The organism is Kitasatospora sp. Ki12 (assembly GCF_054601375.1).
In genome coordinates this window covers 1,404,934-1,428,724 of record NZ_BAAIHT010000003.1, presented here as the reverse complement: position 1 = coordinate 1,428,724, position 23,791 = coordinate 1,404,934, and the positions used below count along the sequence as shown (strand labels likewise).

General features: G+C 75.2%; 21 protein-coding genes. 15 read left to right on the top strand and 6 right to left on the bottom strand.

Annotated features, from left to right (window positions below; all coding sequences use genetic code 11):
- Positions 1-31: 31 nt before the first annotated feature.
- Positions 32-487: a pyridoxamine 5'-phosphate oxidase family protein gene (locus ACYP53_RS36870; protein WP_189913698.1), complete on the bottom strand. Its 456-nt coding sequence runs from the start codon at positions 485-487 to the stop codon at positions 32-34.
- 308 nt (positions 488-795) lie between these two features.
- Here ACYP53_RS36870 and ACYP53_RS36865 point away from each other — a divergent pair, with 308 nt between their 5' ends.
- The 14 genes from ACYP53_RS36865 (at position 796) to ACYP53_RS36800 (ending at position 15,553) form a co-directional block, all read left to right on the top strand.
- A complete protein-coding gene (locus ACYP53_RS36865; RefSeq protein WP_459650612.1) occupies positions 796-1,647 on the top strand; it encodes a hypothetical protein in 852 nt (283 codons plus the stop codon).
- Between the two features lie 137 nt (positions 1,648-1,784).
- Complete coding sequence (locus ACYP53_RS36860) at positions 1,785-2,408, top strand: hypothetical protein (RefSeq protein ID WP_189913696.1); 624 nt, start codon at positions 1,785-1,787, stop codon at positions 2,406-2,408.
- Complete coding sequence (locus tag ACYP53_RS36855) at positions 2,402-3,349, top strand: hypothetical protein (protein WP_459650611.1); 948 nt, start codon at positions 2,402-2,404, stop codon at positions 3,347-3,349. Before ACYP53_RS36860 ends, ACYP53_RS36855 begins: the two co-directional genes overlap by 7 nt.
- 65 nt (positions 3,350-3,414) lie before the next feature.
- On the top strand, positions 3,415-4,263 hold the full coding sequence (locus ACYP53_RS36850) for an SAF domain-containing protein (RefSeq protein ID WP_189913694.1): 849 nt from the start codon (positions 3,415-3,417) through the stop codon (positions 4,261-4,263).
- The gene (locus ACYP53_RS36845) at positions 4,263-5,702 is read left to right on the top strand and encodes a CpaE-like family protein (protein WP_459650610.1); all 1,440 of its coding nucleotides are present in this window, start codon (positions 4,263-4,265) and stop codon (positions 5,700-5,702) included. Before ACYP53_RS36850 ends, ACYP53_RS36845 begins: the two co-directional genes overlap by 1 nt.
- Positions 5,692-7,317: a CpaF family protein gene (locus tag ACYP53_RS36840; RefSeq protein ID WP_459650609.1), complete on the top strand. Its 1,626-nt coding sequence runs from the start codon at positions 5,692-5,694 to the stop codon at positions 7,315-7,317. Before ACYP53_RS36845 ends, ACYP53_RS36840 begins: the two co-directional genes overlap by 11 nt.
- Positions 7,317-8,282, top strand: coding sequence for a type II secretion system F family protein (locus ACYP53_RS36835; protein ID WP_459650608.1), 966 nt, complete (start codon positions 7,317-7,319; stop codon positions 8,280-8,282). The genes ACYP53_RS36840 and ACYP53_RS36835 overlap by 1 nt, the downstream gene beginning before the upstream one ends.
- A complete protein-coding gene (locus tag ACYP53_RS36830) occupies positions 8,279-9,157 on the top strand; it encodes a type II secretion system F family protein (RefSeq protein WP_189913692.1) in 879 nt (292 codons plus the stop codon). Before ACYP53_RS36835 ends, ACYP53_RS36830 begins: the two co-directional genes overlap by 4 nt.
- A gap of 75 nt (positions 9,158-9,232) precedes the next feature.
- A complete protein-coding gene (locus ACYP53_RS36825) occupies positions 9,233-9,523 on the top strand; it encodes a hypothetical protein (RefSeq protein WP_189913691.1) in 291 nt (96 codons plus the stop codon).
- A gap of 38 nt (positions 9,524-9,561) precedes the next feature.
- On the top strand, positions 9,562-9,936 hold the full coding sequence (locus tag ACYP53_RS36820) for a TadE/TadG family type IV pilus assembly protein (protein WP_229928287.1): 375 nt from the start codon (positions 9,562-9,564) through the stop codon (positions 9,934-9,936).
- Positions 9,933-10,400, top strand: a complete 468-nt coding sequence (locus tag ACYP53_RS36815; protein ID WP_459650607.1) for a pilus assembly protein — start codon at positions 9,933-9,935, stop codon at positions 10,398-10,400. Before ACYP53_RS36820 ends, ACYP53_RS36815 begins: the two co-directional genes overlap by 4 nt.
- 244 nt (positions 10,401-10,644) lie before the next feature.
- Entirely contained in the window at positions 10,645-11,040 is a 396-nt protein-coding gene (locus ACYP53_RS36810; RefSeq protein WP_189913688.1) for a hypothetical protein, read from the top strand.
- Entirely contained in the window at positions 11,040-15,023 is a 3,984-nt protein-coding gene (locus ACYP53_RS36805) for a LysM peptidoglycan-binding domain-containing protein (protein WP_459650606.1), read from the top strand. The genes ACYP53_RS36810 and ACYP53_RS36805 overlap by 1 nt, the downstream gene beginning before the upstream one ends.
- Before the next feature lie 65 nt (positions 15,024-15,088).
- Positions 15,089-15,553 carry a hypothetical protein gene (locus ACYP53_RS36800; protein ID WP_189913686.1) on the top strand — a complete coding sequence of 155 codons (465 nt, stop codon included), beginning with the start codon at positions 15,089-15,091 and terminating at the stop codon, positions 15,551-15,553.
- A 39-nt stretch (positions 15,554-15,592) separates the two neighbouring features.
- Here ACYP53_RS36800 and ACYP53_RS36795 read toward each other — a convergent pair whose 3' ends face one another.
- Entirely contained in the window at positions 15,593-16,120 is a 528-nt protein-coding gene (locus ACYP53_RS36795) for an HAD domain-containing protein (protein WP_459650605.1), read from the bottom strand.
- A gap of 172 nt (positions 16,121-16,292) precedes the next feature.
- Between ACYP53_RS36795 and ACYP53_RS36790 the strand changes: the two genes are divergently transcribed.
- Positions 16,293-18,644, top strand: coding sequence for a hypothetical protein (locus tag ACYP53_RS36790; protein WP_459650604.1), 2,352 nt, complete (start codon positions 16,293-16,295; stop codon positions 18,642-18,644).
- Positions 18,645-18,819: 175 nt separating this feature from the next.
- Here ACYP53_RS36790 and ACYP53_RS36785 read toward each other — a convergent pair whose 3' ends face one another.
- From ACYP53_RS36785 to ACYP53_RS36770, 4 genes are all read right to left on the bottom strand, one after another.
- Positions 18,820-20,190, bottom strand: a complete 1,371-nt coding sequence (locus ACYP53_RS36785) for a S53 family peptidase (protein WP_189913683.1) — start codon at positions 20,188-20,190, stop codon at positions 18,820-18,822.
- Between the two features lie 250 nt (positions 20,191-20,440).
- Complete coding sequence (gene fabG, locus ACYP53_RS36780; protein ID WP_189913682.1) at positions 20,441-21,199, bottom strand: 3-oxoacyl-ACP reductase FabG; 759 nt, start codon at positions 21,197-21,199, stop codon at positions 20,441-20,443.
- Between the two features lie 87 nt (positions 21,200-21,286).
- Positions 21,287-22,486 (bottom strand): thiolase family protein, encoded by a 1,200-nt coding sequence (locus ACYP53_RS36775; RefSeq protein WP_189913681.1) that lies wholly within the window; start codon positions 22,484-22,486, stop codon positions 21,287-21,289.
- 47 nt (positions 22,487-22,533) lie between these two features.
- Positions 22,534-23,697, bottom strand: coding sequence for an acyl-CoA dehydrogenase family protein (locus tag ACYP53_RS36770; protein WP_189913680.1), 1,164 nt, complete (start codon positions 23,695-23,697; stop codon positions 22,534-22,536).
- Between the last annotated feature and the right edge of the window lie 94 nt (positions 23,698-23,791).

Below are 23,791 nucleotides of genomic sequence, written 5' to 3'. Positions count from 1 at the left end.
GGGGAGGGGCCAGGACGCCGGAAGCGTATGCCTACCCACCGGTATCTGTCAGGAGCCCTCGGGAGGAAACCCCGCCCGGCCCGGTCGGGAACAGCCGGCGGCCGCTGACCAGCTCCGGCGCCAGGGCGATGAACAGCGGCTCCGGGTCGCCCACCCACGGCCGCAGGCCGGAGCGCAGCACCCGCCGCACCTGTTCGGGGTCCTTCACCGCGTCGGCCCGCCCGTGCACCAGGACGCTCCACCCGGTGCGGGTCACCGGGTCCAGCAGATCGGCCTGGAAGGCGACCACCGTGCCGTCGAGCCCGCGCGCGGTGGTGCTCCCCCGGCGCACGGCGAGCACCAGCCGCCCGTCCAGGACCTCGAAGGAGACCGGCAGGACGGCCGGAAGTGCGTGTTCGGTGTACACCACGCGCCCGACGGGCACGGTGCTGAGCAGCCGCAGGCACTCGGCCTCGCTCAGGGTCTCCACACGGTCCTCGCGCTCCATGCGTCCGATCGTCCTCCGGTCGGCGCGCGCGTCGATAGGGCCCATGGTCCCTGGGCGGAGGGCCGGGAGCCCCGTCGGCGTCCGTCCGGGGCGATAGCCTGCCCGGCGGCGGAACGGTGACGCGAAGCCGGAACGGTGCCGCGGGGCCGGGTCGGTGACGCGAAGCCGGAACGGGCACGTGAACGCACGTGACCGGTGACGCGAGCGCTGAGGCGAGAGGTGGGACCGCCCGCGAACCACGCGGCGGACGGACCACAGCGGCGGGCTGCGGCCCCGGGTGCGCCGGGGCCGGCCAGGAGGGGGGAGCGATGGCGGGCGGGGTCGATCTGGTGGTGATCGGGGCGGACGGCGGGCCGGACCGGGCCTTCGGCGGTGCGGCGCTCGCGCCGGACGGCGCCCGGCTGCTGGCCGAGGTGCTGCCCGGGATGTGCTTCGACACCGGGGCGGCGGGCTGCCGGGTCACCACGGCGGCGCCGGACGCGGACGCCAACGCGATGCTGACCGCCGTCCGGGACGCGGCCCAGCACCCCGGCCGCTGGCTGGTGGTGTGCCTGGTCGGCCAGTTGGTGGCCGACCCGCGCGGGCGCCGGCTCGCCCTGGTCACCGGCGGCAGCACCCCCGACAACGCCTACCGCAGGGGCCTGGCCTGGGACTGGGTGGTCAGCGCGATGGTGCACGGCGACCAGGAAGAGGCCCTGCTGCTGGTCGACGCGGTGGCCGACCGGGACACCTGGACGGCGCTGGAGCGCGGCGGCGAGGACAGTGCCGGCGAACTGCTGAGCTACCCGCGGGTCCCGCTGTGGGGCCGGATCGGGCGCTACGCCCCGGGCAGACGGGGCCGGGACGCCGTCCTGCCGGGCGGTGAGGGCTCGTTCAGCCGGGCCCTGACCACCGTCCTGCGCGAGGGCGTCCCGGGAGCCCCCGCGGCCGTCGCCCCGCTCGATCTCCAGCCCGCCGTGGCGGCGCTGACGGACGGCGGGGAGTCGGCCGGTAGTTCGGGTGCGCCGGGCGCGCGCCTGCTCGTTCCGCCGCACGGTGGGCGCCTGTTGATGCGCAATCGGGCCGCGGTTCGGGGCGCATTGGCCGGATTGTCGCTTTCCGAAGAACTGTTGGCCGTTCTGTGGCGGGAAAGTGCCCCGACGGAACCGCCTTCCGCGTAAGGTCAGGGGGCCTGAGGTGTTGCCGTGATGGGGTGGGTTGGCGAAGAATCGATCCCCAGCGGAAAGACCGGCGGGACAGCGGAATTCTTCTGGCGGCCGTGGATCACGGATCGACTCGGTCGCGACGAGGTGGGGCGATGCGGCAGCGCGGAAATGTGTTGCGCCCTGGGGCGGTCGGGGTCGGCGGGGCGGTTCTGGTGTTGCTGCTCGGCGCTTGTGCGAGCGGTGGTGCCGACGGTTCCCTCGATCATCTCGGGACGGCGGCGCCCACTGTCGCGGGAGTGGGCCCGGTAACTCCTTCGGGTGGTTCGGCAAACGCCTCGATCGCGCCGACCGACGGCCCGGAAGGGGCGCTGGCCCGGGTGGCGCTGAAGGCGTATCAGGACTGGTGGCAGGTCCAGGCCGAGGTCTTCGGGCGATCGGATTCGGACGGTTACGCGCTGGAGCAGTACTCCTCCGGGCGGGCGCTGTCCGACACCCTCGCCGGCCTCCGTCAACTGCGCGACGCCAAAGTGGTGATGGCCGGAACGCCGCGCAATTCCCCGGTGGTCAAGTCCGTCGACCTGAAAGCCGATCCGCAGACCGCGGTGATCGAGGACTGCGTCGATCTCACCGGCTGGCACCGCGTGGACGCCGTCACCGGGGCCGCGAAGGATCCGGCCCAGCGGCTGAACAGGTATGTCGCGACCACGTCCCTCCGAATGTTCCAAGCGCATTGGCTGATCTACGAGTTCAAGCGGGAGGTGGACCGGACATGCTGAACGCGCGGAAACCGGCTCGGCGGTTCGCGGTCGTCGCGTCGACGGCGGCCGGGTTGCTGTTGTCCTCGGCGGTGACGGCGACGGCGGACGAACCACCGAGCGGCGGGGCCGAGCAGTGCTTCCCGAACGTGATCTGCTCCGACGCCAATTCCGGTGGAAAGACCCCCGGACCGGGGTCGACGAAACCGAGTGGCGGCGGAGGTGGCGGTTCGGACTCCGGCCCGCAGCTCTGCAGCTACCACGGCGTCCCGTGGGCCTGCTACGACCCCCAGTGGGGCTGGTTCGACAGCGGCCAGGGCTGCTACTTCCGCGAGTTGGACAAGCCGCCGGCCGCGGGCGACCCGGCGTGGGAGGGCCACGACCCCAAGGACGGCGCGCTCTACTCGAAGGTCTGCCCGCAGACCGGCGGGGGCCAGGACGGCGCCCAGGTCGTCTTCCTCGCCACCGGGCCGGCCGGGCCGACCATGCTGGACGACTCCAGGGCCGTCGAGCAGGCGAAGAACAGGGTCGTCTTCGGCAAGCCGGTGGGCCGGGTGGCGCCCGCCGGCACGGCGGTGGTCAACTCGCCGGTCTGGCTCTGGGCCGACAACGCCGCCACGCCCGCTCCGGGGACCGCGGCGGTGAACGGCATCTCGGTCACCGTCACCCCCCGACTGGTCGAGGCCTACTGGGACTTCGGCACCGGCGTCGCGACCACCTGTACGACGGCCGGCACGCCGTACGACCCCAAGTACGGCGCCGCGGCGTCCCCGGACTGCGGCTTCGTGTTCAAGGCCGCGTCCGGCAAGCAGAAGGACGGGGCGTACTCCGCCACGGTGACGATGAAGTGGGAGGCCACCGTCGTCGTCGGGGGGCCGAACCCGCGGACCTTCAAGATCCCCATGCAGCAGACCAGTCCGGTCTTCACGCTCAAGGTCGCCGAGGTGCAGGTCCTCAACTGACCGCAGCATGAAGACGATTCGACTGACCGACGAACCGACGACGTACCAGGGAAGGGCGGAACCCGGTGGAGAACCGTACATTCGCGACGCCGGGATCCGGCACACCCGCGGGCGCCGGGGCCTCCGTGGCGCTCCCCGAGCAGCAGGAGCAGTCCGGCGGCGCGGGCAAGGGCCGCGGCCGGGGGCGGGCCGTGCCGCACGCCCCCGCGCGGACCATGCGGGCCCGGCGGCGGCGCCCGGCGGTGCTGGCGATGGCGGTCGCGCTGATCGCGGCCGGCGGGCTGGGCGGGGCGGTCCTCTACAACAGCACCGGGCAGCGGGTCGCGGTGCTGGCGCTCGCCCGGGACGTGCCGTGGGGTCAGGTGATCACCGAGGACGACCTGGTGGTGGCCCGGATCGCGAGCGACCCGGCGCTGCACCCGGTCTCGGCCCAGTCACGGGACAAGGCGATCGGCATGCGCGCCGCCACCGACCTCAAGCGGGGCGCGATGCTCACCGGCGGCGACCTCGCCCAGGGGCTCACCGTGCAGCCCGGGCAGATCGTGGTCGGCGTGTCGGCCAAGCGCAGCCAGCTGCCCGCCAGCCGGCTGCAGCCCGGGGTGCAGCTGGTCGTGGTCTACACGCCCGACAACGGCCGGGCCGACTCGCTGCCCGCGACGGTGATCACCGTCGGCCGGGTCGACACCGACGGCAGCCAGGTGATCGACGTCGCGGTCGGCACGGCGGACGGCCCCCGGCTGGCGCAGTGGGTGGCGAGCGGACGGATCCAGGTGCTGCTGGCCCCGCGCGGTGCCGCGCCCGGCGGTGCCGCGCCGAGCGGCGCGCCCGCGTCCGGGGCGCCCGCCACGGGCACGCCGACCGCCGGGGCGCCGTCCGGCGGCGGCTCCGGGGCCCCGACGACGGGGGGCGCCTGATGGCGGTGATCGCGGTGGTCGGCGGCCCGGGCGCGCCCGGCGCGACCACGACCGCGCTGGCCCTGCTGCTGGCCTGGCCGCTCCGGCCCGGCCGGCGGATCCTGCTGGTCGAGGCCGACCCGGACGGCGGCGCGGTCCTCGCGGGCGCCCTGGAGGGCCGGGTCGAGGCGGTGTACGGGCTGCGCAACCTGGCCGTCGCCGACCGGCGCGGGCTGCTCGCGCAGACCATCTGGGAGCAGCTGATCGACCTCTCGCCGGACGGCGAGGCCGACCGGCTGCTGCTGCCCGGGCTGACCGACCCCACCCAGGCCCCCGGCCTCGCCTACACCTGGGAGCCGCTGGCCGAACTGCTGCACGGCATCGAGCAGCAGGGCTACGACGTCATCGTGGACCTCGGCCGCTCCGGTGCCACCGGCGCCGGCGCGGTGCTGGCCCGCCGCGCCGACGTGGTCGCGGTGACCGTCCGCACCACCCTGCGCGGACTGAGCTCGATCCGGCCCCGGCTGTCCGCGCTCGCCGAGGACCTGGCCTCCGGCGGCACCGGGCCGGACGCGCTCGGGCTGCTGCTGGTCGCCGAAGGGCCGTACGCGCGGGCGGAGGTGGCCCGCGAGCTCGGACTGCCGGTGCTCGGGATGCTGCCGTACGCCACCCGCACGGCCAAGGTGCTCTCCGACGGCGGCGACACCACCGACCGGCGGTTCATCCGCTCCGAGCTGATGCGCACGGCGCGGTCGGCGGCGGACGAGGTGCAGCTGCTGGTCCGCCGGCGGCGGCAGCGGCTCGCGCCGGGCGCGGGCGCCGGGGCGGCGGCGGGTCAGCTGGCGGCGGGCCCGGCGGCGGGCGCTCCGGTCGGCGGTCCGGTCGGCACTCCGGTGGCGACGGCGGTGCCCAGCCCGATGCCGAGCCCGGTGGTGCCCACGCCGCCGGTGCCGGCCCAGCCGACACCGGCGGCGACGCCGGTGCCGACGCCCGCCCCGGCGGGATACGGGCCGGGCCCGTACGGGCAGACCTCGTACGGCCAGGCCCCGTACGGGCAGGTCCCGTACGCGCAGACGGCGAACTGGCAGGCCCCACAGGCCCGGCAGGCCCCGTACGGCCAGTCCGGCTACGCGCAGCCGCCGTACGGCCCGGTGGAGGCCGAGCCGCCGTCGTACACCCCGCCGCAGCCGGTCCCGCCGGTGATCACCACCGGTCCGGTGGCGCCGCTGGCCGGGCTGGCACCGCAGCCGGCCGCGCCGGCGCCGTTCCCGGCGCACGTGCAGCCGTCGCAGTCGTCGCAGCCGCCCGGCCGGTCCGGTCAGGACGGCCAAGGCGACCGGGACGACCGGGACGACCTCGGGGACCAGTACCCGCTCCAGCAACCGATCGTGACGGATGGCCAGGTGCAGGTGAACGGGCAATACCCGCACAACCCCGGGGAGGTGCTCCGTGCGCGGTAGCCCCCTGCACCAGCGCCCCGCGGCCGACCCGGCCGCGCTGCCCTGGACCACCCCGGCGGCCACGCCGGCACCCGCGCCCGCGACCGGCCCGGTCGCGCCGCAGCCGATCGGGTCGCAGCCCGTCGCGCCGCAGCCCGTCGTGCCCGGCCCCGTGCCGCCCGGCGCGGGCGGGCCGACCGCCGTCCCCTCCCAGCTGCCCTCGCTGGACCTGCGCGGCGCCGCCACCAGGCCGGCTGTCGACCCGCAGGTCGCCCGTGAGCTCAAGCGCCAGGTGGCGGCCGAACTCCACCAGCAGATCAGCCGGTTGACCATGGCCTCCGGCGCCGAGCCGGACCGGGCCACCCGCCGTCAGCGCGGCCGGGCGCTGATCGAGGAGTCCGTCGCCCGCTGGTCCGACGCCTACGCGCAGACCCACGGCATCCCGCCGACCCGGGAGCAGGACCGCGCCCTCGCCGAGGCCGTCTTCGACCTGCTCTTCCGGGCCGGGCGGCTCCAGCCCTACCTGGACGACCCGGAGATCGAGAACATCCTGATCAACGGCAGCGACGACGTCTGGGTCTCCAAGGTGCACCAACCCCTGCGCCAGGTCCCGCCGGTGGCCGACAGCGACGCCGAACTCATCGAGCTGCTCCAGGACCTGGCCCGCCAGCACGGCGGCGGCGAGCGCAGCCTGTCCACCGCCAGCCCGACCCTGGCGCTGCGGCTGGAGGGCGGCATGCGCCTGCAGGCGCTCACCGAGGTGACGCCCCGCCCGTACGTCGCGATCCGGCGCCACCGGGTGGCCTCCGCGACCCTGCCCGAGATGGTCGAACTCGGCACCCTGGACGGAACCTTGGCCGCCTTCCTGGCCGCCGCGATCCGGGCCAGGAAGAACGTGATGATCACCGGCACCCAGGGCGTCGGCAAGACCAGCCTGCTGCGCGCGATGGCCGCCGAGATCCCGCCGGACGAGCGGATCGGCACCCTGGAGTCGGAGTTCGAGCTCTGGCTGCACACCCTCGGCCACCTGCGCCAGGTCGTCCCGATGGAGGCCCGCGAGGGCAACGGCGAGCGCGTCGAGGGGCGGCTGGCGGGCGAGTTGACGATCGGCGACCTCATCCCGGCCGCGCTGCGGATGACGCTCTCCCGGATCATCGTCGGCGAGGTCCGCTCCGGCGAGGTCGTCCCGATGCTCCGGGTGATGACCAACGGCGAGGGCGGCTCGATGTGCACCCTGCACGCCCGCGGTCCGCACATGGTGGTCGACCGCATCGCCGAACTCTGCCTGGAGTACGGCTCGCACATGACCGACTCGCTCGCCTACCGGCTCACCGCCAACGCCCTGGACCTCATCGTGCACGTCACCATGGTCGACGAGACCGCCGTCGGCGGCCGCCGGCACCGCTTCGTCTCCCACGTGCTGGAGGTCACCGGCCTCGGCGAGAGCGGCCGGCCCGCGCTGAACACCGTCTTCGGCCCCCGGCCGGACCTCGGTGAGCCGCGGGCCGTCCCGCACACCCCGCCGCAGTGCCTGGACGACCTGCGCCGGGCCGGCTTCGACGCGGGTCTGCTCGATTCCCGGTACGGGAGTTGGGCCACCCCGCTGCAGCTGCGGATCGGCGGTGGCGCGCGGTGATGCTGCTGTTCGCCCTGTGCGGGCTGGCGGTCGCGGGCGGCCTGGTCGCCCTGGTGGCCTGGGTCCGCGGCAGCGAGCCGGCCGACGAGGACGCGCCGGAGCGGTCCAACCCGCTGGCCGGGCGCGCCCACGTGTTCTGGTACGGCGCCCCCGGGGCGGCCGCGCCCCGGATCGTCCGGCTGCGCCGGGTCCAGCTGCCGCTGGCGCTCGCCGGCGCGCCGCTGGCCTGGCTGTTCACCGGCATCCCGCTGACCGCGCTGCTGGTGCCGCTGGCCGTCTTCGGCCTGCCCTGGCTGTTCGACACCACCCGCCCGGACACCCACCGGATCGAGCGGCTCGAAGCGCTCTCCGAGTGGACCCAGCGGATCGCCGACGTGCTGCTGCTCGGCGTCGGCCTCAACCAGGCCATCGTCACCAGCCGCCGCACCGCCCCCACCGCCCTGGAGGACGAGATCGGCGAGCTGGCCGCCCGGCTGCAGGCCCGCTGGCGGCCCGAGGAGGCGCTGCACGCCTTCGCCGACAGCCTCGCCGACGCCACCGCCGACAAGGTGCTGGCCGCGCTCGTGCTGCGCGCCGGGGACAGCGGACCGGGTCTGGCCCGCACGCTCTCCGACATGGCCGACTCGGTGCGCGAGGAGGTCCGCCAGCGTCGCGCCATCGAGGCCGACCGGGCCAAGCACCGGACCACCATCCGCTGGCTGGTCGGCATCATCGTGCTGGTCGTCACCGTCGGCTCCTTCAACACCGAGTACACCCGCCCGTACGGGACCTTCCTCGGCCAGCTGGTCCTCGCCGTGGTCGCCGCCCTGTTCGTGGCGATCATCGCCTGGATGCGGGCGCTGGCCTCCCACCCGCCGGTGCCCCGGCTGCTCGCGCCGGACCGGCGCAGCAGGGGCGGGCGCCGGACGGGCGTGCGGGCGCCCGGGGCGGAGCCCGTCGCCGAGCGGCTCGGGGAGGTCCGGTGATCTCCCCCTGGTCCGTGCTGGCCGGCGCCGTCGCGGCCGGCGGCATCGCCGTGCTGGTCGCCGAACTGCGGCCCGCGCCGCCGGACCTGCACCAGGCGCTGGACCGGCTGCACGCCGTCCCCGCCGACCGCGAGCAGGACCCGGACGAGCGGCCGCGCTGGTACGACCGGATCGGCGAGCGCTCCGTCCACCTGCGCGGGGTCTCCGTCCCGCGCCGCGAACTCGCCCTGATCGGCCGCGCCCCGGCCCGGTTCATGGTGCACAAGCTGCTGTTCGCCGCGCTCGGCCTGATGCTGCCCGCCTACCTGGGCGCGATGGCCGTGCTGATGGACGTCGGACTGCCCTTCGCCCTGCCGCTGGTCGCCGGTCCGCTGCTGGCCGGCCTGCTCTGGTTCGTCCCGGACGCCATCGTGCGGGGCGAGGCCAAGGAGGCCCGGACCGAGTACCTGCACGGCATCGCCGCCTACCTGGAACTCGTCGCGCTGGAGCGGGCCGCCGACTGCGGCCCCGCCGAGGCGCTGCGCCGGGCCGCCTCGGTCGGACAGGGCGTGGTGTTCCGGCGGATCCGGGACGCGCTGGAGCGCGCGGCCACCGACCGGCTCCCGCCGTGGGCCGGACTCGACGCGCTGGCCGAGGAGTTGGGGCTCAGCCCGCTGCAGGACGTGGCCGACATCATGCGGCTGTCCGGCAACGACGGCGCCGCCGTGTACGACACCCTGCGGGCCCGCGCCAAGGGCCTGCGCGGCGAACTGCTGGCCGAGGACCTCGCCCGCGCCAACGCGGACAGCGAGCGGATGGTCGCGCCGGGGGCCGCCCTGACGCTGCTGATGACCGTCCTGATCGTCTTCCCCGCGCTCCACCAGATGCTCAACTGAGGCCTGACCGATGCCTGTTCCAGAGCAGCACGCACCACACCACACCACACCTCAACGTCCCCCCGGGAGAACCCGATGACCGAACGACTCGCCCACCTGGCCGGCCGGGTGCTGAGGCCGGCCCTGCTGCCGGTGCAGTTCGCCCTGCTGCTGTTCACGCTGCGGCTCGGCCGGCTGCGGGCCGCCCGCGCCCGCGGCGACCGCGGCGCGATCAGCATCGAACTCGCCCTCGCCATCATCGCGTTGGTGTTCGTCGCGGGCGCGGTGGCGACCGCGCTGTACCTGCTGAAGGACAAGGTCGTCCAGAAGGTGCAGCAGGACCCGAACATGCCGGGCGGCGCGGGCGCGGGCGGCGCCACCAAGTGATGCGCCGTCCTCTCCGCCGCCGGAACGACCGGGGGTCGATGAGCATCAGTCTCGCCATCGTCTTCCCGGTCGTCCTGCTGCTCCTGCTGCTGGTCGTCCAGGCCGCGCTGTGGTGGTACGACCGGCAGGTCGCGCTCAGCGCCGCCCGCGAGGGCGTGGACGCCGGACGGGTGCAGGGCAACGCGACGGACGAGGTGAAGAACCAGGCGGCGCAGCGCCAGGCCCGGGACTTCCTGGACCGGCAGGGCGCGCACGACTACACGGTGCGCACCGACGGCAGCACGGCCGACACCATCCGGGTCACCGTGCAGCTGCGGCCGCCGCTGCTGATCCCCGGGCTCTCGGCGCCCGTCATCACGCAGTTCGCCGAGGCGCCGCGGGAGCGCTTCGTCCCGCCGGCGGTGAAACCGTGAGGCGGGGGATCCCGGCACCGCGCCGGTGGCGCCCCCGGCGGCGGCGGCGGGACCGGGGCGGGATCGCGATCGAGGCGGCGATCGTGGTGCCGTCCGTGGTCGGGCTGGTCCTGGTGGCCATCGCCGCCGGGCGGGTGCAGACCTCGGCGGGCGGTGTCGAGGCCGCCGCCCGCGCCGCGGCCCGCACCGCCTCGCTGCAGCGCAGCGTGGACGGGATGGACCGGCCGGCCAAGGACTCCGCCTACGCGACGCTGCGCCAGCAGGGCGTGTCGTGCCGGAACGACGACGTCCGGGTGGTGAAGGGCGAACTGGACCTGCCGGGCGGACCGGTCGCCACCGTCACGGTCACGGTGGTCTGCGACGTCGAACTGGCCGACCTGCTCGGCGGGCCGTCCGGCGTGCCCCTGACGAAGCATCTCGTCGGCGAGTTCACCTCGGTGGTGGACCGTTACCGGGGCACCTGACCGCGCGTGCCGCCGCCACCGGGAAAACGGGGGGTTGGAGGCGGCCCGCGCGGGGGAGACGCAAGCGGAGAGCGCTCGGGGGATGACGCAACGGTACCGAGTGGCGCCCGGTGGGGGCCGGTGGGGAGAGCAGGGTGAGGATCGGGGGGAGGGGATGCGGGTGCTGAGCCGTCTGCTGCCGGATCGTCCGCCGCCGAACCGTCCGCGGCGACGGGCGCGGGCGCGCCGGTCGGACCGGGGCGCGGTGGCCCTCTTCGTCGCGATCTGCGCGGCCTACGTGGTGCTCGTCATCGCCCTGGTGATCGACGCCGGCGGCCGACTGCGGGTCGCCGAGCGCACCGACGCCTACGCCCAGGAGGCCGCGCGGGTCGGCGGCCAGCAGCTCGACCAGGCCGCCGTCCTGCAGGGGGCGGGCTTCAAGGTCGACGAGAAGTACGTCCGGGACGCCGCCGACGCCTACCTGGGCCTCTACGGCCTGAAGGCGGGCGACATCACGTTCTCCGGTGACCGCAAGGTCGTCACGGTCACCGTGCAGGCCGACTACCGGCCGGTCCTGCTGGGCGCCCTCGGGGAGCGGAAGGTAACGGGCAAGGGCAGTGCGACCCTCGTCCACGGAGTCGAGAAAGCGGAGACCGACTGATGGCCGCGCCACGTGCCAAGGACCAGGCCCGAACCGCCCAGGCCCGCAACGGCCGGGCCGGAGCCGCGCATCGAGCCGCCGGGGGCGGGCGACGGCCCGCCGCCCCGGCGCCCCGACCGCCACGCGGCGGGGGCCGCGGCGGTGCCCTGCTCACCGCGCTCGCCGCGCTGGCCACCCTGCTCGTCCTGCTGCTCGGCGTGCCCGCGCTGCTGCTGTACGGCACCCAGGCGGTCGCCGGGATGGGCGAGGTCGCGCCCGGCGGCGTGGGCGAGGCGCTCAGCAGCCCGGACGACGGACGGCTGTTCCTGTGGGCGCTGGTGATCGTCGGCTGGCTCGCCTGGGGGTGCTTCGCGCTCTCGGTGCTGTTGGAGATCCCCGCCCAGCTGCGCGGCCGGATCGCCCGCCGGATCCCGGCCTTCGGCTGGAGCCAGCGGATGGCGGCCGGGCTGGTCGGCTCGGTGCTCGCCCTGCTGCCGGTGGCCGGCTCGGCCTTCGCGGCCGTGCCCGAACTCGCCCACTCTCCGGCCGCCCAGGCGCAGTTGACCCCGGGCGTGCAGCGTGCCGCGCTGCCCGCGGCGCAGTCCGCGCCCGCCCTGGCGCCCGCCGCCGAGCAGCAGCCCACGTACACGGTGCGGGACAGCCGGCCCGCCGACAGCCTGTGGTCCATCGCCGAGCGCCAACTGGGCTCGGGCGAACGGTGGGTGGAGATCGCCAAGCTCAACGACGGCCGGGTGATGGACGATTCGGGCAACCGCTTCGACGCCGAGCGGCCGATCCAGCCCGGGTGGGACCTGCTGATGCCCGCCGACGCCAAGCCGGACGAGGCGAAGAGCCCCGCGCCCGCGCCGGCCCCCGCGCCGGCGGGTGATGCGGCCCAGAGCGCGCCGCAGGGGACTCCGCAGGGGACCTCGCCGCAGGCCGGGACGGAACCGGGCGCGGGTACGGGCGGGCAGCGGACCGTCACCGTCCAGGCCGGGGACAGCCTGTCGGCCATCGCCCAGCGGGAGTTGGGGGACGGGGAGGAGTGGCCGAAGCTGTTCGAGGCGAACAAGGGGGTGCAGGCGCCGGACGGGGAACGGCTGACGAACCCGGACGTGGTGGTGCCGGGGATGGTGCTCGCCGTGCCGGGGGCGGCCGCAACGCCGGCTCCCGCGCCGGCTCCCGCGCCTGCTCCTGCTCCTGCCCCGGACCCTGCTCCGGCGCCCGCTCCTGCTCCCGCGCCGGCTCCTGGAGCGACTCCCGCGCCGGCGACCCAGGCGCCCGCCCCCGCGCCGTCGCAGGGCGCACCGCAGTCGGCCCCGGCGCAGGCGCCCACCCACGCGCCCGCCCCCGCCGCGCACGTCAGCCGGGCCCCCAGCGACGACTACTCCATCGCCCTCACCGCCTCCACCGTCGGCGTCCTGCTCGCCGCCGTCATGGTCGGCACCGTCGCCCACAAGCGCGGCACCCAGCAGCGCGCCCGCCGCCCCCGGCACCGCATCGCGATGCCCGGCGCCGAGGCCGCCGCCTTCGAGAACGAGCTGATGGCCCGGCAGGACCAGGCCGGACTGGACCTGCTGGACCGCGCCCTGCGCACCCTCGCCCGCAACACCGTGCGCGGCGGCAAGCGGCTGCCCGCCATCGTCGCCGCCCGGATCACCCCCGGGCACACCGTCGAACTGCACCTGTCCGGCCCGGCCACCCCGATCGCGCCGTTCCGGGCCGCGCACGCCGCCAACGTCTGGTGGTGCGGCCCCGACTCCAGCGAGATGCTCAGCCCCGCGCAGGCCCGCAAGACCGCCGCGCCATACCCCGCGCTGGTCACCCTCGGCACCTCGCCCGACGGCTCGGTGGTCCTCGCCGACCTGGAGGCCGTCCGGCTGCTCCACCTCTCCGGCCACCCGGACGACGCCCGCGACGTGCTGCGCACCCTCGCCGTCGAGCTCGCCCACAGCCCGCTCGCCGACCGGCTCCACCTGCACCTGGTCGACCTCGCCGAGGAGGTGCCGATCAGCGGCCCGGCCGCCGAGCGCGTCCACCGCCACGCCACCCTGGAGGACGCGCTCGCCGCCGTCGGGCCGCGCACCGCCAAGGCCCGCGCCACCCTGGTCGCCGCCGAGGCCACCAGCCCGCGCGACGCCCGCAGCCGGGGCCAGGCCGATGAGTCGTGGATCCCCGAGATCGTGCTCTGCGCCCAGCAGCCCGGCGGCGGGGTCCCCGCCGAACTCGGCCGGCTGCTCGACGGCCGACCGCGCACCTGCGTCGCCGTCATCACCCTCGCCCCCGAGCGCGGCACCGGGCCGGTCGCCCGCTGGACCCTGCCGACCTCCGGCCAGGCCGCCATCCCGGGCCTGCACCTCACCGTCGAGCTGCAGCGGCTCAGCGGGCACCAGTACGAGCAGGTCGCCGAGCTGCTCCGGGTCGCCGACGACACCACCCAGCACCCCGCCCCGGCGTGGACCCTGGACGGGCCGGACGACGAGGACACCGACACCACCGAACTGCCCGTGGCCGTACCGGTGCTGGCCGCCGTCGGGGCTTCCGGCGGGGCCTCTGGTGAGGCCTCCGGCGGTACGGCGGAGCGCGGTACCGACACCGCGGCGGGTCCGCGCCTGTTGGCCCGGGTCATCGGCACCGGCGCCAGCCCGTTCGCGGGCACCGACCCGGTGACGCCCACCCCCGCCCCGGTTCCGACTTCGACCCCGGCTCCGGTTCCGCCCGGTCCGGCGGCCATTCCGCCGGGCCCGGCGCGGTTCGCGGTCAACGGGCAGGGGCGGCAGGCGGCGGGCGACGAGACCACCCGCGACCTGCGCCGGCCGGGCGGGCCCGAGGCCGAGCCGCCCTTCGGCGGGACCGGTGACGAGGGCGCTGCCGAGGCCGTCGTCGCCGCCGCCGATCCGACGGATGAGGCCGTCGGCACGGCCGAGGCGACGGTCGTCCTCGCGGTCCAGCCGGTCGTTCCGGTCGTGCCCGCCCTACCCGCCGCGCCCGTCGAGGAGCCGGAGCCGGCCCCCGAGCCCGTGCCCGGCTCGAGGGCCGGGGCCGGGACCGGAACCACGGCCGAGGCGGTGGAGACTGGGGACCCCGGCGCCCTCGAGACCGCCCCCGAGACCGCTCCCGGGGCGGCCGTCGAGCCGGGCCCCGCCGCCGTCGCCCAGGTGGCCCCCGTCGCCCTGACCACGTCCGGCCGCAGCGACAGCGACGACCTGCTCGCCATCCTCCGCTCCCCGGAGGCGCACGCCCCGCGCAACGCCCCCCGGATCCGGCTGCTCGGCCCGGTGGACGTCGCGGGCGTCCTCGGCACCGCCGAACCCGGCGCGCTGCCCCGGCTCACCGAACTCGCCGTCTACCTGTCGCTGCGCCCGGGCTCCGACCACCACGCCCTCGACCAGGACCTGCACCCCGGCGCCGCGCACCTCGACCCGCACCCCGCCGCCGAGGCCAAGAGCCCGCTGCCGGACAAACTCGCCGACCTGGCCGCCTGGTTCGGCACCTCAGCCGAGGGCCGCGCCTTCCTGCCGACCGACACCACCGACGGCTACTCGTTCTCCCCGGCGGTCACCTGCGACTGGGACGAGTTCCGCGGCCTCTACCGGCGCGGCATGCGCAGCACCAGCGCGACCGCCGACGCCGCCCTGGCCCACGCGCTCGCCCTGGTCCGCGGCGCCCCGTTCGCCGAGGCCCCGCCCGCCTCGTACGGCTGGGCCGAGGCCGAGCGCCAGGACATGATCGCGGCGATCGTCGACACCGCACACGAACTGGCCGCCCGCCGCCTGCAGTACGGCGACCACCGCAGCGCCGAGGCGGCCGTCTTCCGCGGCCTCGCCGTCGCCCCGGACGTCGAACTCCTGCACCGGGACCTGTTCTACGCCTACGCCTCGGCCGGCGCCCGCGACCAGCTCCTGCGCGCCGTCAACCGGCTGGACGCCCTCAGCCGCCGCACCGGCCGCGACCTCGACGCCGACACCGTCGCCCTGCTGAGGGACCTGCTGGCCGGCTCCTGAGCGGGCTCCGGCAAGGCGGGGAGGGTGACGGGGAGTTCGAGGGTACGGAGGGAGGGCGGAGACCGATGAGCGCGGTGCTCGGGACGCTGCTCGCCGTCGCCGGTGCGCTGCTGGGCTCCCTCGGCACCCACCTCCTCCAGCAGCGCGCCGCCGTACGGGCCGAGGCGAGGGCGCGCCAGGAACTGCTGCGCCAGGAACGGCTGGCCGCGTACAGCGGGTTCGCCGCGGCCGTGACCGAGCTCAAGCGGGCGGTCGTCGCCGGATGGCTGCGCCGGTCGGATCCGGTGGCCCACGAACCGGCGCTGGCCGAGGCCGACCGGCTGGGCGCGCTGGCCGAGACGGCGAGGTTCCGGCTGCTGTTGGTGTCCGGCCGGCCCGAGCCGCTGGCCGACGCCGCGTTCGCCAGTGCGGGGGCGCTGCGCGGCGCCGCCGACCGGGACGAACTCGCGGCGCGGGAGGGGGAGTTCGAGGCCTCGGTCACGGCGTTCATCGCGGACGCCGCGGCCCGCCTCGCGACCGCCTCTCCCTGACCCGGTGGCCGGTCGGGCGGTTCGTGCCCGGCCCGGTGGTCAGCCGGTGCGCGGCAGCCAGGCCTCCAGGGCGGTGAAGTCCGCCTCGGTGAGGCCGTATCGGGGATCGACCCGGTGCAGCAGGGCGCGGGCGGGGGAGTGCGCCGCCACCCACCGGCGGTCCGCCTCACCGATCTCGTCGTCCACCCAGACGAACGGGCGGCCGGCCGCCCAGGTGACCAGCGTCCGGGTCTTCCAGTGCACGCCGCCCGCCGCATCGTCCCGCGCTTCGTCGTCCTCCGCCAGAGGCCATGGCACGACGGGCAGTTGCGGCAGCCCGAGCCACGGCGCGAGGCACTCGTTGGCGTCCTCCAGCCAGGTGGTCGCCCACACCGGCTCGCACGCCAGGCCCAGCAGCCGCGGCCCCAGCGCCGGGTCGACCCGGGCCACCAACGGGTTCCCGCCCGGCACCGCGCCGGAGCCGTACGGGCTGCGAAAGGTGGGGTAGCCGCCCGGGGGAGGGGCACCGAAGGGGATGAGCGGCCCGTCGACGTCGAGGAAGAGCAAGGGGCGGTCGGTACCCGTCATGACGGCACGATAGCGGGCACCGCGAGCGGCGTGGCGCGCCGATCGGAGACCCGGCCTGGATCGGGTGCGCCGGGATCTCGTAGGGTGGCGCGCACGGAGTGTGGTGGCAGACGCCACGCAGTCAAGGGCATCAGACGCCGCGGGAGCGGCGGGGCGGGGCGGTGACCAGGAGATGGCGGAGACGACAGCGGTTTCCGGAGGCCCAGACCCGGCATCGGATTCGGGCCCCTGGGACGCCGTACCGCCGCCCCCGCGCCTCCCGGCCGAGGAGCACCCGCCCGGGCCCGCCGCGCTCTACGAGCCGCCGCCCGCGCCCCCGGCCGTGACGGCGCCCGCCGCCCTGCCGGAGCGTCCGCTCGCGCCGCCTGCCGTGGCCTTCCCCGCCCCGCAGACCGGATGGACCCTCACCGGCCTGCCCGCCGCGGGCCCGGCCTCCTCGGCCACGCCGCCGCCGTTCCCTGCCGCGGGCGGGGTGCCGGGTGGCGCACCCGGCGGCGCACCGGGGGCGGCCGCCTCCGGGACGGGCGGGCTCGGCGCCGCACCGCGCGGACGGATCCTGGTGATCGAGGGCGGCTACGGCAACTCCGGCCGCCGCACCTGGGGCCGGGGCGGCCCGACCCAGGCTCCGGTGCTCTCGGCGATGCTCGCCGCCGTCTCGCCGCAGGTGCTGCTCGCCGCCGACGCGGTGGACGCCGTCCACCTCCCCGGCGCCAGCGACACGCACACCGTCCTCGCCCACCTGCGCGCCGCCTCCCGGCACCCCGGACCGCTGCTGGTGCACGTGGGCGGCCACGTGGTCGCCGACAAGCGCGGCGGCCAGCTCCAGTTGACCCTGCGCGACGCCAAGCAGGACGGCCTGCCCTGGCAGGCCGTCGCCGCCGAGCTCGCCCACCGCCCGGCCGAGTGGCAGACCCTCGTCATCGCCGACCTGAGCGCCGACCAGAACGCCTGGCCGTACCTCCAGGGCACCGTCTCGCCGCTCAGCGAGGGCATCCCGCTGTGGGCGGTCGTCAGCCCGGACCCGGAGCAGATCGGCACCTTCACCCGCGCCCTGATCGAGGCGCTGCACGGCGGCCGGCCCGGCGCCGGCGAGGTGCTCGCGCCCGAGCAACTGCGGCAGCAGGTGTACTCGGTGCTGCGGCCGGACGTCGTCATCCTGGCCACGCACGCCCCGGACCGCCCGTTCTTCCGCAACACCGCGCGGCGCGGCGACGGCCCGACGGCCGACCTGCCGCCGGTGACGGAGGCGGCGCCGTTCGCGGACCCGGTGCCGTTCACGGACGCCGCGCCGTTCGCGGAGGCGGCGCCGTTCACGGACGCGGTGGCCGTGGAGGCCCCGCCGTACCCGGTGCCGCTGGTGCCGCGTCCGGGGCAGCCGCAGGACGACCTCGTCGCGCGGCCGGTGCAGGCCCCGCCCGTCACCCCGGTGACCCCCGCCGGCGGACCGGTGAGCCTGGTCAAGCCGGGCGTACCGCCCACCCCGCCCCGACCGGCCCGCCCGGTCAGCCTGCTGAAGGCGGGCGGGTCCGCGGAGCCCGTCGAGTCGGTCGAGGCCGTCGAGCAGGTCGAGCCCGGCGCGGTCGTCGAGGTCGTGGAGGCCACCGCACCCGAGGCGGCACCGGGCGTGACCCTGCGCAAGCCGGCCCCGGCCGACACCGCGCCCGCCGACACCGCGCCCGCCGACACGGTGCCCGAGGACGGCGCGTTCCCGGCGGGTGTCACCCTCCTCAAGGAGCGGCCGGAGGTCGTGGACGCCGAGCCCGAGTCCGGGACGGGGGCCGCGGCCGAACTCCCGCAGGTGGAGGACGCGGTGCCGGCCGAGGCCGTGGAGGAGCCCCGGGACGCGGTCCCGGCCGGGGCCGGGCCGACGGACGAGGCTCCCGCCGACGAGGCGCCGACGGCCGAACTGTTCACCGACGAGGCGCCCACCGCCGAGCTGCCCACGGACGAGGCGCCGACCGCCGAGCTGACCGCCGAGGACGCGCCGACCGCCGAGCTGCCCACCGGCACCGTGCCGCAGGACAAGGCCCCCGTCGAGGAGGCCCCCGCTGTCGAGGCCCCCGCCGACGACGCGTCCGCGGCGGCCCCGCCCCGCGCCGACTACCGCGAGGTCATCGGACGGATCGTCCGCAGCGCCGATGCCGGGGACCACGCCGCCGCGACCGACCTGGCCTTCGCCCTGGAGCTGGAGGCGATCGCCGAGCACGGCGCGGTCTCCGAGCCGGTCCTCCAGGTGCGCCAGGTCCGGGCGCACGTGTGCCGGCTGGCGGGCCGATCGGCCGAGGCCGCGGACATCTACCGCGAGGTGGCCCTGACGCTGCTCCGCTCCCAGGGCCCGGACCACCCGGAGACCCAGCAGGCGGCCACCAACGCGGAGGCCTGCTGGCGCTCGATCACCGACCGGGCGGAGGCGATCCGCATCGCCCCGGAGATCATCGAGCTGCGCGCCTACCTCCCGGGCCCCGAGGGCCGCAAGCTCCGCGCCGCCGAGCGCTACCTCGCCCAACTGGCCGCCACCGGCTGACAATCGACGGTTATCAGCCGTCAGCCGTCAGCCGTCAGCCGTCAGCCGACGAACGACAGCTGACAACTGACGACTGACGGAAAACAGCAAACAGAAAACAGCGGACAGATAACAGATTTCGAAATCTGTTATCTGTCCGCTGTCATTTGTCAGCGATCAGCTGCTGCTACCCCGATCAGCGACCGGCGATCGCGTGCACGAACTTGGTCGCGTCGATGGTGCCCAGGCCGCTGGCGAGGTCGTAGCCCGGAGCGGCGTTGTAGCCGGTGACGCCGTTCCAGCCGTTGTCGCCCTCCTTGACGTCCTTGATGCCGCTCCACTGGCTCGGGAGCAGGCTGAGGCCGTACATGCGCCAGTTGATCTGGCCGAGGCGGTAGCCGGCGAGCTGGTCGGCGAGCGCGACGACACCCGAGAAGATCGGGGTGGCCTCGCTGGTGCCGCCGGTGAGGTGCCAGCCGACCGCGGTCGGGTCGTAGGACTCGTAGGTCCAGGCCCCGCCGTCGACGGCCGCGCTCATGCTGATGTCGGGCGTGCCGCGGTGGTTGCCGGTGACGTTGGCGACGCCGGTCTGGTACAGCGGGCGCTCGAAGACGCCGGAGACGCCACCGCCGCCGGCGCCGTACTGGTCGTGCCAGACCTTGTCGTCCGCGGTGCGCTTGCCGGAGTCGTCCAGGGTGAGCTGGGTGCCGCCGACGGAGGTGACCAGCGGGTCCGAGGACGGCCAGGAGTTGACCTTGAACGGGTACAGGTCGGTGCCGTTCTCCTTGGCGTCGGTGGCGCCGTTGTCGCCGGAGGCGGCCAGCACGGTGACGTTGCGGTCGGCGGCGGCCTTGAAGGCGTAGCGCAGGTCGGTGATCGACTTGAAGTCGCCCTTGTCGAAGCCCGGGAAGGTGTTCTCGGTGGCGCCGAAGCTCTGCGAGATGACGTCGCCGCGGCCCTGCTTGATGAGGCTCTTCTCGGCGTCCATCATCTCGGGCAGGCCGGTGGTGCCCTCGGTCTCGGCGACGCCGGTCTCGACCAGGATGATGTGGGCGTCGGGGGCGACCGCGTGGGCGTACTCGACGTCCAGGGTGGTCTCACCGGCCCAGCCGGTGTGGTCGGGGTTCTTCGGGTCGAAGACGGGGACGTTGCCCCACTTGACCACCTCGACGTTGGTGTCCGGGATGCCCCACTGCTTGTCGAAGACCTCCAGGTCGTGCTGGATGGTCGGCGAGCCGAAGGAGTCGACGATGACGATCGTGCGGCCCTTGCCCGTGACGCCCTGCGCGTACAGCGGGTTGAGGTTGTAGGCCTCGCGGTACTGGAGCGGCGAGTAGCAGTGGATGCCGATCTGGCTGACGCACTGGGTGGTGGTCAGCGGGGCCGGCCGCGCCTGGACGTTGTGGTGCCCGAAGGAGGCGGGGCGGACGTGGACGCCCGCGAGGTCGTGCGAGGGGGCGGCGGTCGCGGTGCCGACGGCCGGTACGGCGACGGTGCCGGCCGTGAGGGCGGTGGCCCCGACGGCGAGCAGAGCCAGGGCGCGACGGAGGGAAGCGGGGCTGCCCATGGAACTCCTTGGGACGCAGGGCCCGACCAGGTCCGGTCGGGTCGGTTGGGCCATCCCATCGAGAGCCGCAGGATCGTGCCATAGTCCATTGGTGGGGTCATATGATCATGGCCATGGTCATGTTCGGCCACGAAAAAAGGTAAAGGCCGTCCCTGGTGAAAGTAACTGCGCACCTGGGACGGCCTCGTGGCGGCACGTCAGTGATATTCAATGAATATCAAGAGTATCCACTGTTCATCGCTCTTGCCTACTATCGGGCGCCGCCGTTGACGTACAGCGTCTGGCCGCTGACGTACGAGGCGTCCTCGCTCGCCAGGAAGGCGACCACCGACGCGACCTCCTCCGGCTGCCCGACCCGGCGCAGCGGCGTCCGGGCGGCGACCTCGGTCTGGTGCTCCTCGGCCGAGCTGCCGACCCGCTCGGCGGTGGCCGCGGTCATCGCGGTGGCGATGTACCCGGGAGCGACGGCGTTGACGTTGACGTTGAACGGGCCGAGCTCGATCGCCAGGGTCGCGGTGAGGCCCTGGATGCCGGCCTTGGCGGCCGCGTAGTTGGCCTGGCCCCGGTTGCCGAGGGCCGAGCGCGAGCTGAGCGAGACGATCTTCCCGTACTTCTGCGCCACCATGTACTTCTGCGCGACGTGGCTGCAGTTGTACGCGCTGGTCAGGTTGACCGTCAGCACCGCGTCCCAGTCGGCCTTGGGCATCTTGAAGAACAGGTTGTCCCGGGTGATCCCGGCGTTGTTGACCAGGATGTGCACCCCGCCGAAGTCCCCCGCGACCTGTGCGAAGACCGCCTCGACGGCGTCGTAGTCGGCCACGTCGCAGCCGTACGCCCGGGCGGTGCCGCCCTTGGCGGTGATCTCGGCGACCGTCCCGGCCGCCCGTTCGGCGCTGAGGTCGACCACGGCGACCGCCGCGCCCTCCTCCGCCAGCAGACGGGCGGTGGCCGCCCCGATGCCCTGCGCCGCGCCGGTCACCACGGCGACCTTCCCGGTGAAACGGGCCATCTCATCTCCTTCGAACACGTGAACATTCGAACACTGGAGGGCTCCCCACCGGGGACTCCCTCAGAGGTGTCGGATCCTGCGGGTGTCTCAGACGTTCTCGACCAGTACGGCCGTACCCTGCCCCACGCCCACGCACATGGTGGCCAGGCCACGCCGGGCGCCGGTGCGGCGCATCCGGTGCAGCAGGGTGGTGAGGATGCGGGCGCCGGAGCCGCCCAGCGGGTGGCCGAGGGCGATCGCCCCGCCGCTGGGGTTGACCAGCTCGTCGGCCCGCTCGGGCTCGAACCCGATCCCGTCGGCGGAGGCCAGCGCCTGGGCGGCGAAGGCCTCGTTGAGCTCGGCGGTGTCCAGGTCGGCGAGCGACCAGCCGGCCCGGCCGAGCACCTTCGCCGTGGCCGGCACCGGGCCGATGCCCATGACGTCCGGGTGCACCCCGGCCGAGGCGCCCGCCACGTACCGGCCGAGCGGCTGGAGCCCGAGGTCGCGCAGTGCCTCCTCGCTGACCAGGACCAGGCCGGCCGCGCCGTCGTTCATCGGCGAGGCGTTGCCGGCGGTGACGGTGCCCCCGGGGCGGAAGACCGGCTTGAGCCCGGAGAGCTTCGCCAGGCTGGTGTCCTCGCGGATGCTCTCGTCCTGGCCGACGGTCACGCCGTCCGGCCGCTCGACCGGGACCAGCTCGGCGTCGAAGTGCCCGTCCTTGCGGGCGGCGGCGGCCCGCTGGTGGCTGCGCAGCGCGAAGGCGTCCTGGCGCTCCCGGGTGATGCCGTACCGGCCGGCCACCTCCTCGGCGGTCTCGCCCATGCTGAGCACGCCGTGCAGTTCGGCCATCCGGGGGTTGGTGAGCCGCCAGCCGAGCCGGGTGTCGTAGGTCTCCATCCGGTGCGGCAGCGCCTCGTCGGGGCGGGGGAGGACGAAGGGGGCGCGGGTCATCGACTCGCAGCCGCCGGCCAGCACCACGTCGGCCTCGCCGGAGCCGATGGCCCGGGCGGCGAGGGTGACGGCCTCCAGGCCGGAGGCGCAGAGCCGGTTGACGGTGGCTCCGGGGACGGTCTCCGGCAGGCCGGCCAGCAGGACGGCCATCCGGGCGGCGTTGCGGTTGTCCTCGCCGGCCTGGTTGGCGGCGCCCCAGTAGACGTCGTCGATCCGGGCCGGGTCGAGGGCGGGTACGTCGGCGAGCAGGGCGCGCAGCACGGTGGCCGAGAGGTCGTCCGGGCGGACCGTGGCGAGCGCTCCGCGCAGTCGGCCGATCGGGGTGCGGCGGGCTGCGGCGAAGTAGACGGGACGCACGTCGTCGGGCTCCTTGTCGATGGGCGGGTCAGTACCGATGGGGTGGGTCAGAAGGCGTTGACGCCGGTGAGGGCGCGTCCGATGAGCAGCTGGTGGATCTGGCTGGTGCCCTCGTAGAGGGTCATCACCCGCGCGTCGCGCAGGTACTTGCCGACCGGGTACTCGTCGATGAACCCGTACCCGCCGAACACCTGGAGCGCGTTGTTGGCGGCCCGGACGGCGGCCTCGCTCGCGTAGAGCTTGGCGACGGAGGACTCGGTGGCGAACGGCAGGCCGCGCTCGATGTGGTCGGCGACCTTCCAGGTGAGCAGCCGGGCCGCCTCGACGTCCACGGCGATGCCGGCCAGCAGTTCCTGGACGAGCTGGTGCGAGGCGATCGGGCGGCCGAACTGCTCGCGCTCGCCCGCGTAGCGGACGGCGGCCTCCAGGCAGGCCCGGGCGATGCCCACGCAGCCGGCCGCGACCGACATCCGGCCCTTGGCCAGCGCGGCCATCGCCACCGTGAAGCCCTTGCCGACCTCGCCGAGCCGGGCGCTGTCCGGCACCCGGACGTCCTCGAAGGAGAGTTCGGCGGTGGCCTGGCCGCGCAGGCCGAGCTTGCCGTGGACCTCGGTGCGGGTGAAGCCGGGCAGGTCGGTGGGGACCAGGAAGGCGGTGATGCCCCGGTGGCCGCGCTGCTCGGGCTCGCTGCCGCCGGTGCGGGCGAAGACCAGGGCGACGTCGGCCCAGGTGCCGTTGGTGATGAACATCTTGGCGCCGCTGATCAGCCAGTCCGAGCCGTCCCGCACCGCGCGGGTGGTGAGGTTGGCGGCGTCCGAGCCGGTGCCGGGCTCGGTCAGCGCGAAGCAGGCGAGCGCCTCGCCGGAGGTGAGCCGGGGCAGCCAGTGCCGCTTCTGCTCCTCGGTGCCGAAGCCGTTGACCGACTTGGCGACCAGGCCGAGCGAGACCGAGACGATCCCGCGCACGGCGGAGTCGCCGCGCCCCAGCTCCTCCAGCACCAGGCAGTACGCGAGGTGGTCGCCGCCGCTGCCGCCGTACTCCTCGGGGATGGTCAGGCCGAGGAAGCCGACCTTCGCCAGTTTGCCGATGATCGCGCGGTCCACGGACTCGGCGCGGTCCCACTCGGCGGCGTACGGCACGATCTCGCGGTCGGTGAAGGAGGCCGCGAGGTCCCGGACGGCGCTCTGCTCCTCGGACAACTCCAGGTTCACGGCGGCTCCTCACCAAGAGATCAGCGCGGGCAATAAACTAGCGCTGCAAGTTTTATGGTGGGACTGTAGCCCCGACCGGCCCGTGCTGGGAAGA

What these genes read in the sequence shown, in the direction of transcription:
- ACYP53_RS36870 (WP_189913698.1), bottom strand. Translation starts at nt 487, where the DNA reads ATGGAGCGCGAGGACCGTGTGGAGACCCTGAGCGAGGCCGAGTGCCTG.
- ACYP53_RS36865 (WP_459650612.1), top strand. Translation starts at nt 796, where the DNA reads ATGGCGGGCGGGGTCGATCTGGTGGTGATCGGGGCGGACGGCGGGCCG.
- ACYP53_RS36860 (WP_189913696.1), top strand. Translation starts at nt 1,785, where the DNA reads ATGCGGCAGCGCGGAAATGTGTTGCGCCCTGGGGCGGTCGGGGTCGGC.
- ACYP53_RS36855 (WP_459650611.1), top strand. Translation starts at nt 2,402, where the DNA reads ATGCTGAACGCGCGGAAACCGGCTCGGCGGTTCGCGGTCGTCGCGTCG.
- ACYP53_RS36845 (WP_459650610.1), top strand. Translation starts at nt 4,263, where the DNA reads ATGGCGGTGATCGCGGTGGTCGGCGGCCCGGGCGCGCCCGGCGCGACC.
- ACYP53_RS36835 (WP_459650608.1), top strand. Translation starts at nt 7,317, where the DNA reads ATGCTGCTGTTCGCCCTGTGCGGGCTGGCGGTCGCGGGCGGCCTGGTC.
- ACYP53_RS36825 (WP_189913691.1), top strand. Translation starts at nt 9,233, where the DNA reads ATGACCGAACGACTCGCCCACCTGGCCGGCCGGGTGCTGAGGCCGGCC.
- ACYP53_RS36820 (WP_229928287.1), top strand. Translation starts at nt 9,562, where the DNA reads ATGAGCATCAGTCTCGCCATCGTCTTCCCGGTCGTCCTGCTGCTCCTG.
- ACYP53_RS36805 (WP_459650606.1), top strand. Translation starts at nt 11,040, where the DNA reads ATGGCCGCGCCACGTGCCAAGGACCAGGCCCGAACCGCCCAGGCCCGC.
- ACYP53_RS36800 (WP_189913686.1), top strand. Translation starts at nt 15,089, where the DNA reads ATGAGCGCGGTGCTCGGGACGCTGCTCGCCGTCGCCGGTGCGCTGCTG.
- ACYP53_RS36795 (WP_459650605.1), bottom strand. Translation starts at nt 16,120, where the DNA reads ATGACGGGTACCGACCGCCCCTTGCTCTTCCTCGACGTCGACGGGCCG.
- ACYP53_RS36790 (WP_459650604.1), top strand. Translation starts at nt 16,293, where the DNA reads ATGGCGGAGACGACAGCGGTTTCCGGAGGCCCAGACCCGGCATCGGAT.
- ACYP53_RS36785 (WP_189913683.1), bottom strand. Translation starts at nt 20,190, where the DNA reads ATGGGCAGCCCCGCTTCCCTCCGTCGCGCCCTGGCTCTGCTCGCCGTC.
- fabG (WP_189913682.1), bottom strand. Translation starts at nt 21,199, where the DNA reads ATGGCCCGTTTCACCGGGAAGGTCGCCGTGGTGACCGGCGCGGCGCAG.